At 68.5% G+C, this 13,026-nt stretch carries 17 protein-coding genes and 6 pseudogenes; 12 read left to right on the plus strand and 11 right to left on the minus strand.

Annotation, left to right across the window (positions count from 1 at the left end; genetic code table 11):
* Positions 1 to 17: 17 nt before the first annotated feature.
* Together CcI156_RS27245 and CcI156_RS22525 are read left to right on the plus strand one after the other, a co-directional pair.
* Positions 18 to 287 (plus strand): annotated as a pseudogene (locus tag CcI156_RS27245) (transposase family protein); the annotation flags it as partial.
* 371 nt (positions 288 to 658) lie between these two features.
* On the plus strand, positions 659 to 1,210 hold the full coding sequence (locus tag CcI156_RS22525; RefSeq protein WP_076808074.1) for a group II intron maturase-specific domain-containing protein: 552 nt from the start codon (positions 659 to 661) through the stop codon (positions 1,208 to 1,210).
* Between the two features lie 139 nt (positions 1,211 to 1,349).
* Here CcI156_RS22525 and CcI156_RS26035 read toward each other — a convergent pair whose 3' ends face one another.
* On the minus strand, positions 1,350 to 1,487 hold the full coding sequence (locus CcI156_RS26035; protein WP_023842113.1) for a hypothetical protein: 138 nt from the start codon (positions 1,485 to 1,487) through the stop codon (positions 1,350 to 1,352).
* A 193-nt stretch (positions 1,488 to 1,680) separates the two neighbouring features.
* Between CcI156_RS26035 and CcI156_RS22530 the strand changes: the two genes are divergently transcribed.
* Positions 1,681 to 1,938 (plus strand): type II toxin-antitoxin system Phd/YefM family antitoxin, encoded by a 258-nt coding sequence (locus tag CcI156_RS22530; protein ID WP_011436953.1) that lies wholly within the window; start codon positions 1,681 to 1,683, stop codon positions 1,936 to 1,938.
* On the plus strand, positions 1,935 to 2,195 hold the full coding sequence (locus tag CcI156_RS22535; RefSeq protein WP_011436954.1) for a Txe/YoeB family addiction module toxin: 261 nt from the start codon (positions 1,935 to 1,937) through the stop codon (positions 2,193 to 2,195). Before CcI156_RS22530 ends, CcI156_RS22535 begins: the two co-directional genes overlap by 4 nt.
* Before the next feature lie 177 nt (positions 2,196 to 2,372).
* Here the strand turns inward: CcI156_RS22535 and CcI156_RS26040 are convergent, their stop codons facing one another.
* Positions 2,373 to 2,516 (minus strand): hypothetical protein, encoded by a 144-nt coding sequence (locus CcI156_RS26040; RefSeq protein ID WP_175637652.1) that lies wholly within the window; start codon positions 2,514 to 2,516, stop codon positions 2,373 to 2,375.
* Between the two features lie 71 nt (positions 2,517 to 2,587).
* Positions 2,588 to 2,686 (minus strand): annotated as a pseudogene (locus tag CcI156_RS27250) (Fe-S cluster assembly protein HesB); the annotation flags it as partial.
* Between the two features lie 660 nt (positions 2,687 to 3,346).
* On the opposite strand from CcI156_RS27250, the pseudogene CcI156_RS27255 reads away from it, so the two are divergent.
* The 3 genes and pseudogenes from CcI156_RS27255 to CcI156_RS22550 all read left to right on the plus strand — a co-directional run bounded on the left by CcI156_RS27255 (position 3,347) and on the right by CcI156_RS22550 (position 5,763).
* Positions 3,347 to 4,322: pseudogene (locus CcI156_RS27255) on the plus strand (GlxA family transcriptional regulator).
* Positions 4,322 to 4,952 (plus strand): annotated as a pseudogene (locus tag CcI156_RS22545) (DJ-1/PfpI family protein). Before CcI156_RS27255 ends, CcI156_RS22545 begins: the two co-directional pseudogenes overlap by 1 nt.
* A 172-nt stretch (positions 4,953 to 5,124) precedes the next feature.
* Positions 5,125 to 5,763 (plus strand): DUF2867 domain-containing protein, encoded by a 639-nt coding sequence (locus CcI156_RS22550; protein WP_076808077.1) that lies wholly within the window; start codon positions 5,125 to 5,127, stop codon positions 5,761 to 5,763.
* 35 nt (positions 5,764 to 5,798) lie between these two features.
* Here the strand turns inward: CcI156_RS22550 and CcI156_RS27965 are convergent.
* Together CcI156_RS27965 and CcI156_RS22560 are read right to left on the minus strand one after the other, a co-directional pair.
* Positions 5,799 to 5,885, minus strand: a pseudogene (locus CcI156_RS27965) (Fe-S cluster assembly protein HesB); the annotation flags it as partial.
* A gap of 217 nt (positions 5,886 to 6,102) precedes the next feature.
* Complete coding sequence (locus CcI156_RS22560; RefSeq protein WP_076808080.1) at positions 6,103 to 6,882, minus strand: NAD(P)H-dependent oxidoreductase; 780 nt, start codon at positions 6,880 to 6,882, stop codon at positions 6,103 to 6,105.
* Between the two features lie 67 nt (positions 6,883 to 6,949).
* Here CcI156_RS22560 and CcI156_RS27260 point away from each other — a divergent pair.
* Both CcI156_RS27260 and CcI156_RS22570 read left to right on the plus strand, forming a co-directional pair.
* A pseudogene (locus CcI156_RS27260) lies at positions 6,950 to 7,639 on the plus strand (helix-turn-helix transcriptional regulator); the annotation flags it as partial.
* 357 nt (positions 7,640 to 7,996) lie between these two features.
* Positions 7,997 to 8,443, plus strand: a complete 447-nt coding sequence (locus CcI156_RS22570) for a hypothetical protein (RefSeq protein ID WP_011436960.1) — start codon at positions 7,997 to 7,999, stop codon at positions 8,441 to 8,443.
* 38 nt (positions 8,444 to 8,481) lie between these two features.
* Here CcI156_RS22570 and CcI156_RS22575 read toward each other — a convergent pair whose 3' ends face one another.
* Both CcI156_RS22575 and CcI156_RS22580 read right to left on the minus strand, forming a co-directional pair.
* The gene (locus CcI156_RS22575) at positions 8,482 to 8,862 is read right to left on the minus strand and encodes a PIN domain-containing protein (protein WP_023842118.1); all 381 of its coding nucleotides are present in this window, start codon (positions 8,860 to 8,862) and stop codon (positions 8,482 to 8,484) included.
* Positions 8,859 to 9,095, minus strand: coding sequence for an AbrB/MazE/SpoVT family DNA-binding domain-containing protein (locus tag CcI156_RS22580; RefSeq protein ID WP_035734508.1), 237 nt, complete (start codon positions 9,093 to 9,095; stop codon positions 8,859 to 8,861). Before CcI156_RS22580 ends, CcI156_RS22575 begins: the two co-directional genes overlap by 4 nt.
* 169 nt (positions 9,096 to 9,264) lie before the next feature.
* Between CcI156_RS22580 and CcI156_RS22585 the strand changes: the two genes are divergently transcribed.
* The 3 genes from CcI156_RS22585 to CcI156_RS22595 all read left to right on the plus strand — a co-directional run bounded on the left by CcI156_RS22585 (position 9,265) and on the right by CcI156_RS22595 (position 10,983).
* Positions 9,265 to 10,065, plus strand: coding sequence for a phytanoyl-CoA dioxygenase family protein (locus tag CcI156_RS22585; RefSeq protein WP_023842120.1), 801 nt, complete (start codon positions 9,265 to 9,267; stop codon positions 10,063 to 10,065).
* Between the two features lie 66 nt (positions 10,066 to 10,131).
* Positions 10,132 to 10,638, plus strand: coding sequence for an alpha/beta hydrolase fold domain-containing protein (locus tag CcI156_RS22590; RefSeq protein WP_076808082.1), 507 nt, complete (start codon positions 10,132 to 10,134; stop codon positions 10,636 to 10,638).
* A 102-nt stretch (positions 10,639 to 10,740) separates the two neighbouring features.
* Positions 10,741 to 10,983 (plus strand): hypothetical protein, encoded by a 243-nt coding sequence (locus tag CcI156_RS22595; RefSeq protein ID WP_139341576.1) that lies wholly within the window; start codon positions 10,741 to 10,743, stop codon positions 10,981 to 10,983.
* Here the strand turns inward: CcI156_RS22595 and CcI156_RS22600 are convergent.
* From CcI156_RS22600 to CcI156_RS22615, 4 genes are all read right to left on the minus strand, one after another.
* On the minus strand, positions 10,922 to 11,521 hold the full coding sequence (locus CcI156_RS22600) for an NYN domain-containing protein (RefSeq protein WP_254847569.1): 600 nt from the start codon (positions 11,519 to 11,521) through the stop codon (positions 10,922 to 10,924). The two genes, CcI156_RS22595 and CcI156_RS22600, sit on opposite strands and share 62 nt — an antisense overlap.
* A gap of 43 nt (positions 11,522 to 11,564) precedes the next feature.
* On the minus strand, positions 11,565 to 11,777 hold the full coding sequence (locus CcI156_RS27970) for a GNAT family N-acetyltransferase (RefSeq protein ID WP_076808086.1): 213 nt from the start codon (positions 11,775 to 11,777) through the stop codon (positions 11,565 to 11,567).
* A 172-nt stretch (positions 11,778 to 11,949) separates the two neighbouring features.
* On the minus strand, positions 11,950 to 12,432 hold the full coding sequence (locus CcI156_RS22610; RefSeq protein WP_011436966.1) for a hypothetical protein: 483 nt from the start codon (positions 12,430 to 12,432) through the stop codon (positions 11,950 to 11,952).
* Entirely contained in the window at positions 12,429 to 12,740 is a 312-nt protein-coding gene (locus CcI156_RS22615) for a hypothetical protein (protein WP_011436967.1), read from the minus strand. Before CcI156_RS22615 ends, CcI156_RS22610 begins: the two co-directional genes overlap by 4 nt.
* Positions 12,741 to 13,026: the final 286 nt, after the last annotated feature.

The raw sequence follows: 13,026 nt of genomic DNA on the forward strand, positions 1-13,026 counted from the left end.
TGTCTGTAGTGTCCCCCATGTTGTGGCTTGAGTGTCAGCAGGAGCAGGTTGAGGTCTCGACAGCCGCGCAGGTCGCGGGGCTGGTCGCGGTGTTGCGGCGGGTACCGGACTGGCGCGACCCGCGGGGTGTTCGCTACGAGCTCGCGCCGGTCCTGGCGTTGTGGGTCGCGGGCAACATCGCAGGTCACGACACCACCGTGGCGGTGTGGGAGTGGGCCTGCGCCCTCCCGGTCGGGGTGCTGGCCGGCCTCGGGTTCCCTCGTCGGGTGCCGTCGGAGCGCACGATCCGGCGGATCGTGGAGGAAGGCCCGCCCGGGCAGTTGGACCAGGCGCTGTCGGGCTGGACCGCCGCGGTCGCGCCCGGGCCCGCGRACCCGGGCGGCCTGGTGGCGGTGGCCTTTGACGGGAAGGTGATGAAGGGCGCCCGTTCCCGCCCGCCRCAGGGGTCGGTGCGCCAGGAGGCGGTCGTCGAGGCCGTCCGCCACGACACCGGGACCGCGCTCGGGCATCAACGGGTCGTGGCCGGCGACGAGATCRCCTCGGTACGGAGGCTGGTCAACCGGGTGTGTGACCACAACACGCTGGTCACGACCGGCTGCCTGCACGCACACGAACCCTTGGCCCGGGCGTCCCGTTCGAGCGCTACGCCGACGACGCAGTGCTCCACTGCGCCAGCGAACGCCAGGCCCACCAGGTGCGCCAGGCGGTCGAGGACAGGATGKCCGAGGTCGGGCTGCGTCTGCACCCGACCAAGACCAGGATCGTGTACTGCAAGGACGCCAACCGGCGGCTCGGCCACGAGCACACCGCGTTCACGTTCCTCGGGTACACCTTCCGTGCCCGCGCGGCACGCGGCAGGAACGGCCGGCTCTTCGCCTCGTTCCAGCCCGCGATCARCAGGCAGGCCCTGACCGCGCTCGGTAGGCAGGTCCGTCACTGGCGCCTACACCGCCGCAGCAACGTCACGCTCGCGGACCTCGCCCGGACGATCAACCCGATCGTCCGAGGTTGGATGGCGTACTACGGGGCGTTCTACCGCTCCGCGCTGTCCGTTCTCCTCACGCRCATCAACTCCTACCTGGTGCGTTGGATCCGCAAGAAGTACAAGCGGCTACGACCCATGAGAAAGGCGTCAGCCGCCTGGCAACGGGCAGTCACGGGCTCTCCGGGTCTGTTCGCGCACTGGCGGTGGGTTCCGACCTTCCGGTGACCAGGATGACAGGAGCCGTGTGACGGGAGACCGTCACGCACGGTTCTGCGAGAGCCGGGAGGTGAAACCCCTCCCGGCTACTCGACCCTGATAGCTCGCGTCCCCCGCCACGCAACGGATCAACCATGACGATGAGTATCTATGCGGGCACGTATAGTGAGATTCCACTCCATCTTTCCGATACCGGCTGGCCCAGAACCATAGCGATGAGGAGCGCCAGCGGATCCTTGGTCAGCAGCTCGTCGGCCTCGCCGATCTGGCTCAGGTGCAGTCCCACCACACCACCGTAGCCGRCCGTGTTCGGGGACTGGCGACGCTGGTCAACTCGTCAGGCGGCTCCGTGTCCCTCACTACTGGACGCTACCGGTCCCTACGCGACGCCAGTTTGACCCCCCGCTGCACGGCCAGCTGACGAGCACCCAGGGATGGTACCGTATTTGGTACGACTGGACGCTCAGGGAGGTGCCGGCATGGTCGCGGCGATCAGTGCCAGCGAGGCGCGCAAGACACTGTTCCCACTTCTCGAACAGGTCAACGCCGATCACACACCGGTAGAGATCGTCTCGAAGAGGGGGAACGCGGTCCTGGTGAGCAAGGAGGACTGGGACGCGATCGTGGAGACCAACTACCTGCTGCGCACGCCTGCCAACGCCCGCCGGCTGATGGAGAGCGTCGAGCAGTGGCGTTCAGGCGGCGCGGTCGAGCGTTCCCCGGATCCTGACGGGTGAAGCTGACCTGGACCGACCATGCCTGGGACGACTACCTGTACTGGCAGAGCCAGGACCGCAAAACTCTCAAGCGCATCAACGCCCTGATCGCGGACATCAAACGCGATCCAGATGGGCAGGGCATCGGCAAACCGGAAGTGCTGCGCAACAACCTCGCCGGGCTGCGCTCCCGGCGAATCGACGACGAGCACCGCCTGATCTATGCGATTGAGCCCAGCCAGATCACAATCATCTCCTGCCGCTACCACTATCAGTAGTCGAGGCTGCCGTGAGCAGCTCTGAGCGACTGCGGCCGTAGTCCTGTTCGCTCCGGCAGCCGCAAGCCGGATCATAACCCCGGGTTCTCACTCTAACCGGCCTGCTCGCCCCGGTTCTCCCCCATCACGGGCCGGAACATCTGTCGCCTTGAACAGCGCGGCGAGGCGGTCTGGCGTCTACCGGTTCGGGATCRCATCGACCAGGTTGAAGACGATGCTCGGGTCGCGACCACCGAACAACAGCGAGATCACGACTGCCGCCATCGCCTCGAGGTGGTGAGCCTGCCGAAGATCGCCGACCGGGACAGGCTCGGTGCCCACGGGCACCGCCGTGACCAGTCAGAGCTCGGTTGCTCGGGTGACACGAGTCATTCCGCCGGGCTCGTTCTTTCCGGTGCCCGCTGCTCCAGCACCATCCCGATCAACAGCGCCAACGGATCGTTCGTCAGCAGCTCGTCCGCCTCGTCGATCTGGCTCAGGTGAAGTCCCACCCGAACACCGTAGCCGGCCTGGGAACGGCGGCCGTCGCACCGCCGGCCATATCGCCGTGTGGTTCGCGGTGTCCCGGCGCGCTTCGTAATCGCTGGCTGCGCTGTCAGCCAACACTGCACCAGCGGAGCTGGAGGCAGCGGTACGGGATGTACCGTGCCGCGCACGTCGTCCCCATACTCTGAATGCCGTCATCCAGCAGGCGGCGATGTCTCCGGAGGCGTGACGCTTGCCGCGGGCGGAGCCGCCGGGACGGGCGGGGCGGCTGGGCCCGTCGCCGCGGCAATGACGGCCTGCGGGTCCAGGATCACACCCTGAGCAGCCGCCTTGTAGCCGATCTAGAAAAAAGCCCCGCCAGTCCCGGAGGACGGCGGGGAGAAAGTGACTGACACGCTACCGACGCAGAGTCCTGGGCGTCAGTGGTCCCGGCAGGCCGCGTAGTCGGCCGGCAGCCTTGGTAGCCGAGAGGTACGGCAGGCCAGGTGGACGAGCTGGATCTCGTGGCCGTCTCGGCCGGGTAGGACCGAAGCCCGGCGCCGCGCGCCGCGGCCCTGCCCGCAATGGCGGGACGCGATGGCGGGACGCGATGGCGGGACGCGATGGCGGGAAAGGTGGGAACCGCGTCCTTGCCGCCATACTCGAGCCCTGCCAGCCTAATCCGCATGAGGCCGCGCAGCGTGGTCATCGTGCTTTACGACGACGTCCAGAGCCTGGATGTGACCGGCCCGCTGGAGGTGTTCGCCGGGGCGGACGCCGCCACGGAACGGCCAGGTGCGTACCGGATCATGACCGCCGGGCCTGGTGGCCACCCGGTGCGCACATGCAGTGGGTTGCGGCTGCTACCCGACGCCGACATCGACCACGTCGGACCAGCTCACACACTGCTGGTGCCCGGCGGGCCGGGTACGGCCGCCCCCGACCCGGAGCTGGTGCGCCGCATCGGCGAGTTGGCGGCCGAGGCCGATCGTGTGGTCTCCGTCTGCACCGGGGCCTTCCTGCTCGCCGAGGCCGGCCTGCTGGCCGGACGTCGCGCCACGACGCACTGGGCACATTGCGCTCGCTCGACGCTTCCCCGACATCCAGGTCGACGCCGAGCCGATCTACGTCCGAGACGGGAACATCGCCGCCTCKGCCGGCGTCACCGCAGGTATCGACCTGGCGTTGGCGCTGGTCGAAGAGGACCTCGGGCGGGACGTCGCGCTGCTGATAGCCCGGCACCTGGTGATGTTCCTGCGCAGGCCGGGTGGGCAGGCACAGCTCAGCGCGCAGCTCGCTGCTCAGGTCGCCGAACGGCCGCAGCTGCGCGAGGTCCAGCACTGGATCGACGAGCACCCCGAAGGCGATCTTTCCGTCGGTTCTCTCGCCCGCCGCGTGACGCTGTCACCCCGTCACTTCACCCGTGCCTTCGCCGCTGAGGTCGGAGTGACGCCGGGGCGGTACGTGGACGGGGTCCGGCTGGAGACGGCCCGCCGACGGCTGGAGGACACCGACGAGGGAATCGAGCAGATCRCCCGGTCGTGCGGATACGGCACCGCTGAGGCGATGCGGCGCGCCTTCGTTCGGGTCCTGGGTGTGCCGCCGATGGAATACCGCCGCCAGTTCCGACCTCATCCAAATCCAACCTCCGGAGGATACTGATGCAGATCGCGATCATGCTGTATGACCGTTTCACCGGCCTGGACGCCATCGGCCCGTACGAGATCCTCGCCCGCATTCCCGGGGCCGAGGTGATCTTCGCAGCCGCCCGGCCCGGTCCGGGCCGACACGGCCAGCCTGACCGTCGTCGCCGATGCCGCGCTCTCCGAGGTCACCGCCCCCGACGTGCTCCTGGTGCCAGGTGGTCCCGGAGCCGCCGACCTCCTGGCTGACCAGCCGACCCTCGACTGGCTGCGCGGCGTTGACGCGGCGGCCACCTGGACGGCCTCGGTCTGCTCCGGCTCGCTCCTGCTGGCCGCCGCGGGCCTGCTCACCGGTCGCCGCGCCACCTCACACTGGATCTGCCTTGATCATCTAACGACGTTCGGTGCCATCGCCACCGCCGAACGAGTCGTCATCGACGGGAAGTACGCCACCGCGGCCGGTGTCTCGGCCGGCATCGATCTCGCCCTGCACCTGACCGGACGCATGGTGGGCGACGACATCGCCGAATCCATCCAGCTCGTTGTCGAATACGATCCCCAACCGCCGTATGCGGCCGGCTCGATCGCCACCGCGCCCGCGGCTCGAGTCGCCGCCCTGCGCGCGAGCGGCCTCGCCGTCAGCGCCTGATCTGTACAGGTCGCTTCACTGACCACTGTTCACCGACACGGCCAACGTTCCACCTGCACGRCAGCGGACGTCCCGTCGGGCGCGAGGTGGAGGAGAAATACTGTTTCTCGCGGCCCGCGCCGTCGCGGGCGTGCTCGGGCTTCCCGCGCCCCCAAGGACCCGGAGGACGAGAATGACAAAGACGAGGACGAAAAGGAAGCTCCCGAAGACCGCGCACACATCCCGGCCCTGGCGAATTCACGACATCACGCCTGACTTCCGCATCGAGGACGTCTGGGCCCTGCCCACACCAGGCACCGCGCAGGACTTCCCGAGGCTGGTGCGGCTGATCGCCGAGGGCGACACGGGGGACAACCCGTCATGGGTCGCCCGGCTGCTGTTCAGGATCCGCTGGCGCCTCGGAGCCTGGCTCGGCTGGGACGATCCCGACTCGGGTATCGCCATCCGGGTGCCGACGCTGCGTGAACGCCTACCAGCCGACCTGCGCGACGCACCAGCCGGACCCGCGTTCGAGACCCTCCCGTTCCGGTCAGTCTTTCTGACGGACAACGAATGGGCCGCGGAGATAGTCAACCGCACGGTTCACGGAGTGCTGCACGTCGGCTGGATCCCGGACGACGACGCCGGCCGTCAGCCGGCTGGCCACCGAGGCCAGATGACCGTGCTGGTGAAACCGAACGGCCTGCTCGGACGGGTCTACATGGCGKCGATCACGCCGTTTCGCCTGCTGWTCGTCTACCCGCCGCTGCTGCGAGGCATCGGAAAGGACTGGCACGAGAGCACCCCCCGCAACCCGCCCGCAGACGCCTGAAGGACGCTCTCCACTCCATCTTTCCGATACCCGCTGTCCAGCACCATCCCGATCAGCAGCGCCAACGGCTCGTTCGTCAGCAACTCGTCAGCTTCGTCGATCTGGCTCAGGTGCAGTCCCACAGGTCAACGGTAGCCGACCGCTTCACGGCGGCAACCGCGACGCCRGTCAGATCGCGGGGATGGCTGCGAGCTCACCGTCGAGTCGTCGCCCCTGACGATCCGCCGCTGTGATGGCCCATCCCACGCGACGGCAACCCGCCCCTCCCCGAGCAGCGGCGGAGGCCCCCGATCATGGTGAACGTCAACGATCTCGCGATCAGCAGCCCGCGCCCGGAGGTCAACTGCGCACGTGCAGCCCGAAACCCGTGCGGCCCGCGGGCTCCAGTCCCTTCTTCAGGTGCAGCGAGGGGATCTCKTAGTCACCGAAGTTCTGTGGTCGGAACGCGATCGGCTCGGTCGACTCCAGGGTGAGCAGGCGCTGCTCCCAGGCTTTGGCGACGTTCGGGTAGTCCTCGCCGGTCATCTGGTCGGTGCCGTACAGCACGAACGGCGGYAGTACCTCGATGCCCGGGTAGTAGAGGATGCCGTGGTGGATCGGGAACAGAAGATCGTCGATGGGGCCGTTGATCCCGCGCKCGGCGTAGTGCGCCTCGGGCCCGCCGGCGGTCACCGACAGCAGGGCCTTCCTTCCCGCGAGGGTGCCTTCGCCGAAGCGCTCGCCGTATTTGGTGTCGCTGTGCTCGCCGACGCCGTACGCGAAGTGGAAGGTGAACACCCGGTCCACCCAGCCTTTGAGGATCGCGGGCATCGTGTACCACCACAGCGGGAACTGGAAGATGATCGTGTCCGCCCACCACAGTTTCTCCTGCTCGGCGAGGACATCCGGAGTGAGCGTCCCGGCGTCGAAGGCCCGGCCCGAGTCCAGAGCGACCTTCAGCGGGCGTGAGGCGTCGGGACCGTAGTCCGCGGCGTCCACGACCGCCTTCCAGTTCATCGCGTACAGATCGCTCAMCCGTACCTCGTGCCCGGCGGTCGCCAAGGTGGACACTGCGAGGTCCTTCAACGAGCCGTTGAGTGACTTCGGCTCCGGATGCGCGTAGACGATCAGCGTCTTCATGGGAACTCCTCGGATCGGGTGCCTCCGATCCTTGGTGCCGCGGCGTCCGGCGTTCAGGGGCGCCCATTCCAGCCGCCGAGTCGAGGGACTGCGCCGCGAAGAGGTCGCGCACCTGCCCGGAGTCAGCGTCGACTACTACGTACGCCTGGAGCAGGGCCGCGCGACCCAGCCCTCCGAGCAGGTCCTCGACGCGCTCGCCCGCGTCCTCGGCCTCGACGAGACCGAACGCGGGCACCTCTACCGACTCGCCCGGCAGCGCCGCCGGCGCGCCAAGGCGCCGGGCGGGCGGATCCGGCCGGAGCTGGCGCGCGTCCTCGACCTGGTCCCCGACACACCCGCACTGATCATGAACCACCAGCTGGACGTGCTCGCGGGGAATCGCCTCGCCGGGCTCCTCTACGGCCGGCCGATGCMCGGCCTGAACACCGCCCGGCACATCTTCCTTGAGGAGGCCGAGCGCGGCCTCTACGCGGACTGGGAGAACTGCACCCTCGACGTCGTCGGGCACCTGCGCCTGGCCGCCGGCAAGTACCCCGAGGACTCCCGCCTGGCCTCGCTCATCGGCGAGCTGGCGATGGGCAGTGAGCGCTTCCGCCGCCTCTGGGCGCGCGCGGACGTGCGCGCCCGCATGCATGGGCGCAAGGCGTACCGGCACCCGCTGGTGGGAACGCTGGAACTGCACCAGGAGAACGTCGCGCTACCGGACGAATCGGGCATGGAACTGCTGGTGCTGTCCGCGGTCCCTGGCTTCACCGCCGCCCGGCGTAAAGCCGGCACCACCGGTCGGGTGATCTGGTTCGGGCAGGTCAGCGCGCAGTCCATCACCGTCGACTTCTTCGACTGGATCGATGGGACCGTCGGCGCGCCGATCGAACAGTTCCACTACGCCGGGACGCCTGCCGAGGACGCCGCGGACCTGCGAACCCTGGTACGGCTCATCCGCCGGGGACACCTGCATCCCGAGATCGGCGTCGTCGAGCCCTGGACACGGACGCCGAATGTCATCGAGGACCTGCGGGCGCGGCGCATCCGACGAAACGCGGTCCTCACCGTCGCCTGACATCGCCCCAGCGCGCAACCCCGTCGCACCATCCCGTTCAAGGAGGCAGTGACCGTGTCCTGGTTTGTCGACGACGCCGACGTCGCCGCGATTGTTACGCTCTGTCGTTCCCGCGCGATCGGAGCGGGCGTCGACCCGCGGGTCCGCGCCGTCGCAACGGTCAGCGGCCCCTATCCAATGCCGACCTGGGAGACGCTGCCGCAGTTCGCCACCGACACGCTGACGATCCGCTGCGGCGGCGCGGACGAGGCACAGCGGGTCGCCGCCGCTCTCGCGTACCCGGATCTGCCGGCATCCGTCCACCAGCCCCTGCTCGTCGTAGCTGGCGGAGCGGACACGTTGCCGACGCCGGACCAGGCCCGCCATGTGGCGGCCACCGCGCCCAGGAGAGAACTGCTGCTCGTGGCAGGCGGCGACCACCTGCTCGGAAACAGACGATGGGCCTGGTTGAACCGCACCGCCGACTGGCTGGCCGACCAGGCAACACCCTCAGGCCGCTGACCGGTCAGCAAACGATAATGACCTTTACTCCGACCGCGTCATAGGTTCCACGTGCCACGTGCGCGTGCATCCCTCGTCGCGAGGGCCAGGTCATGTTCCTTGACGGCCAGAGCCACCAGCCCGTCGTACACGGCGCCCCCAGCGATGCCAAGGCGGCTCAACGTCGTGTGAACCTTCTGGGCGTGTGAGCCGCTCAGAGCACACGGTGCCGTAAACCGCGCGTCGAGCAGGCGCGCGGCATCCGGCCCCGACAGYCTTGCGTCGCCCGGCAGTCTGGTGAGCACCGAGTAGGTCTCCGCCAAAGCATGCCCACTCAGYGTGAGCTCCCGCCCGTCCCACCATCGCACCACGTCCACGTGATGCGTATGCGAGCGCACCACGAGGGGAACCGCGACACTCGTGTCGACCGCGGTAGTCATCTGCGACCCGCGTCGATGAGGCCGAACAGGATCTCGTCATCAACAACCGTGTCGCCGGCCGCCACGAGCACGCCGTTCTCCTCCACGAGGCGCGCGGTCCTGCCGGCTGGCACGACCTGCACACCAGCGCCGTACGGCGAGATGTCCACCTTCGTACCCGGGAGCAGGCCCAGCGCGTCGCGGATGAACTTGGGCAGCACGATCCGACCTGCTTGATCGACGACAGCTTCCATGGGAAGGCGATACCAGTTCGATCCCATCACCATGCCTCGCAAGCCGCCGGTCCGCTGGTCGGGCAACCGTGYGGTCGACGTCGTCCCGGCCCGTGGGCCTCCTCCGCCGCACCCCGCGAAAACCATTTGAGTGATCGTCCCAAGTCGACGACGATCTGAGGCCGAGGTGATGGCCGCKGTGTCGACGCTGACCGACGAAGAGGTCCAGACATTCATCGACGAGGGCTTCGTACACGTCCGACGGGCGTTCCCGAGGGCCCTGGCAGACGCATGCCGTTCGATCCTGTGGCGCATGACCGGACTCGATCCCGCCGACCCGGCGAGCTGGACCCGTCCCGTCATCCGGATCGACGGAAGCGGAGAGGAGCCCTTCCGGCAGGCCGCCAACACACCACGGCTGCGCGCCGCGCTCGATCAGCTGGTCGGACCCGGTCGGTGGCGGCCACGCACCGGTCTGGGCACGTTCCCCATCCGCTTCCCGCACCCCGACGACCCCGGTGACGCCGGCTGGCACATGGACGGCTCCTACCTGCCGGACGGCGAAACGTGGTTCTGGCTGAACATCAGATCCCGCGGCCGAGCTCTGCTGATGCTGTTCCTGTTCTCCGACGTCGGCCCCGACGACGCACCAACCCGCATCAAGGCCGGATCACACCTCGACGTGCCGCCGTTTCTGGCACCCGCGGGCGAACGCGGCCGCAACGGACTGGAGCTGTGCGGACAGCTGGACGAGGCAGGCAAGCTCGACAGCCCCGACCGCCCGTTGGTCCTCGCGACCGGGCAGGCCGGCGACGTCTACCTCTGCCACCCGTTCCTCATCCACGCCGCGCAACGACACCGCGGGTCCGTTCCACGCTTCCTCGCCCAGCCGCCGCTGGACCCGGAGGGCCCCCTCGACCTGAATCGCGCCGACGACTCCTACTCCCCGGTCGAACTCGCCGTCCGCCAAGGGCTGGGTGCTGCCGAATAGGGTCCCAGACACTCGGAGTCGCCCCTCGGGTAGGTCGTCCCAGGCCAGGCGACGCCACGCCGGCCGATGTCGTCATCGCGGGCGACTCCGCCGGGCGGAGGCCTCGTTCTCAGCCTGCTGCACCGGCTACGTGATCACGGTGACAAGCTACCAGCTGCGGGGGTGCTCATCTCTCCCCTACTCGATCTCACCGGGTCCGGCGCCTCGTTCCAGGAGCGGGCCGATCAGGATCCAATCTTCAGCCCCGACCTCATCCGCGGCGTCGCGGAGACCTATCTGGGCGGCGCCGACCCCCGCGATCCCGCGGCGTCGCCGCTCTTCGCCTCCCAAGCGTGCCTCCCGCCACTGCTCATACAGACCGGGGGCGCCGAGATACTCCTCAGCGACTCCGAGCGTCTCGCCGCCGCGACCGCGGCCGGTACCGATGTCGTCCTGGACGTCGCCGACGAACTGCCTCACGTGTACCACGGCGCCGTTGACACCCCCGAGTCCATTGYCGCCGTCAGGCAGATCGCCGAGTTCGTTCACCGCGCGGACGAGCATCGTGGGGGCAGACCGTCTTCCACGGCCTGATCGCCCGATCAGTCGGGTCGCGTCTCTTCCGGTGCTGACGACGCGCCGCAAGTCGCGCACCCATGGTCGATCGGGAGAGAGTCGAGGCCCGAAAACGAGTCGATGACAACGACATCGCTGAACATCCCACCCTTCCCGCACCGGCCCGGCATGCACCATCTCGACTTCCGGGTGAAGCTCGTCGGCCACGATCCACGATGGCGGCAGTTCCTGCGGGATCCATGGCTGGACTACGACGCAGTCCGAGATGCGCTGATACCAGCGTCGGCGTACCACGACACGACTACGGTGCCCGGTGCGGGCTCGGCAGTGGYCACCGCGGCCGGCGGTCAACTCGCCGTGTAGTCGGTGTAGTCCCGACAGGCTCCGTAGTCGTCGGCGTCGAGGTAGTGGCACCACGGAAGCTGCGAGTCGGGAAAGCGAAGTCGGCTCGTGCCTTCCAGCTCGCGACCTCCACATGAGCACCAAGATCGCGGACGGGCTCAAGCGCGGGCACGAGGTCCGTGTCGCGGCTGAACAGGACACCGACGTCGTACGCGCCCTCGCAGGCAAGGCGCACGAAATCCACGGCGAATGCGACGTCGATACCTTTTTCCTGCGCGGGCTCGGCCGGCCATGCCTTCGGGTAGCGGAGCTGCCGGCGGACAACGACCACCCGAGGATCACGGGTCCAGCGGTCGGCCTGCCGGTCACTGGCCCTCGCGGCCTCCGGCTGGTGATCGGGGCTGGGACGGCCGCGGTAGACACGGACTGCCGCGAGCTCACCGCCGAGCGGTCGACCATTGACGATCCGCCGCGCCACGCGCACGGAATCAACATGACCATGCTGGCCAGGTGTGCCGGAGGGCAGGAACCTGCTGCGGCAGCAACAACGCGCGGCCATCCGCCTCGGCTCGATGAGCCAACACCCGCGCGGCCTGGTCGAGTCAGGTCAGGTAGATCCGAAACCCGGCGGCGGAATGGGTGAAGCCGWCCGCCGCGTAGAAGGCGTGGACTTCCGACCGGTCGTTGCGGGACAGAAGCTGAACCTTGTAGCAGTTGGCGGCGCGAGCGGTATCGAGAACGTGGGTAATAAGCGTCTCRCCGACGCCGCGGGGCGGGTCTGGGCGTCGACGACCATGTTTTCGACGATCGCCCACGGCCGGCTGCCGTGCGTCAGGTTAGCGATGATCACTAGATCGGCGGGCAGCGCGGGCCGGATGCAGAGGCTGCTCATGACACCGATCGTGCAGCCGGCTCGCCGCACCGATCAAGGCCGCTGCTCGGCCGCTCGCAACGACGGAACGTCAGCCCAGAATCGCGAGGAGCGTCTCAGATCGGTTCGACGACGATGTCAGCGCGGTCAAGTGTGGCGGTGTAGGCGCCTATGTCGTCTGGGTCGCTGGTGAGGATCTGGGCCGGACCGTGAAGAGCAGCCGCGATGACGACCAGGGCGTCGATGACGTCCGGCCGCTTCTTCGGGGGAAGACTGGCCTCGGCGAGCATGGCCCCCGCCCGTTTGTACGAGTCGAGGGTGAAGGTTCTCGCGCAGGCGACGCAGCCGGCGGTGCTCGACATGCCGCGCATAGGGGAAGCGCTCTCCCGAGTCTGGGGCACGGTGCAGTCCTTCAGGTACTGGCTGAAGGCATGTACCGTCTTCGGGTCCGGTCGCCACGCCTGGGCAAGGACCGGTCCGATGACGACCGGCCGGTGCGGAGCCGCGCGTAAGCCGTGGTGGAGCAGCCGCGCCGCCGAGCTGTCTCGCAGGAGCGCCACGAGCATCCCGGCGTCATAGACGACAGTACGCGCGATCATGCGACGCTCGCGGCGTCCGATCCAAGCGCGCTGTTCAGGACCCGGCGGACGAGCGCCTGCTCGTCCAGGGTCAGGGCGTCGAACGAAGGCAGGTCCGTCTCAGGGACGCCGCCAGCCTGCTCAAGGGCTGCCTGGTTGCGCGCGTCGAGTGCCGCGAAGGTCGCCGTAGCGGCATCGTCGCGCGCCATCTGCGCGACGGCCGCCGCGATCATGTAAGCGGACACATCCATGCCTGCCGCCTCGGCGTGCATCCTGACCGCGGCCTGGACGTCCGAGGACGTCGAGATCGTGAACCGAATGTTTGGCATGCCGGTATCGTAACACAGCGTATTACGCTGTCGTAGTGATCAGGCCACGGGCCGCGATCAGCCAACGACCGGCGCCCGGGCTGAAGCAGGCGGCCGGCTCTGGGCTCCGCCTACCGGTCGTTCCTTGTTTGTCCGATTTGCCGATCAAGGACCATCCCCACCAGGAGCGCCAACGCATCGGACGTGATGAGGGCGTCCGCCTCTGGATCGCCGGACAGGTGCAGGCCCATGCCCGTCAGGGTATCCACGACGAATACCCCGCCGGACTGGTGCGTCCGGCGGGGTG

The organism is Frankia sp. CcI156, from assembly GCF_001983015.1.
Lineage (GTDB): Bacteria > Actinomycetota > Actinomycetes > Frankiales > Frankiaceae > Frankia > Frankia casuarinae.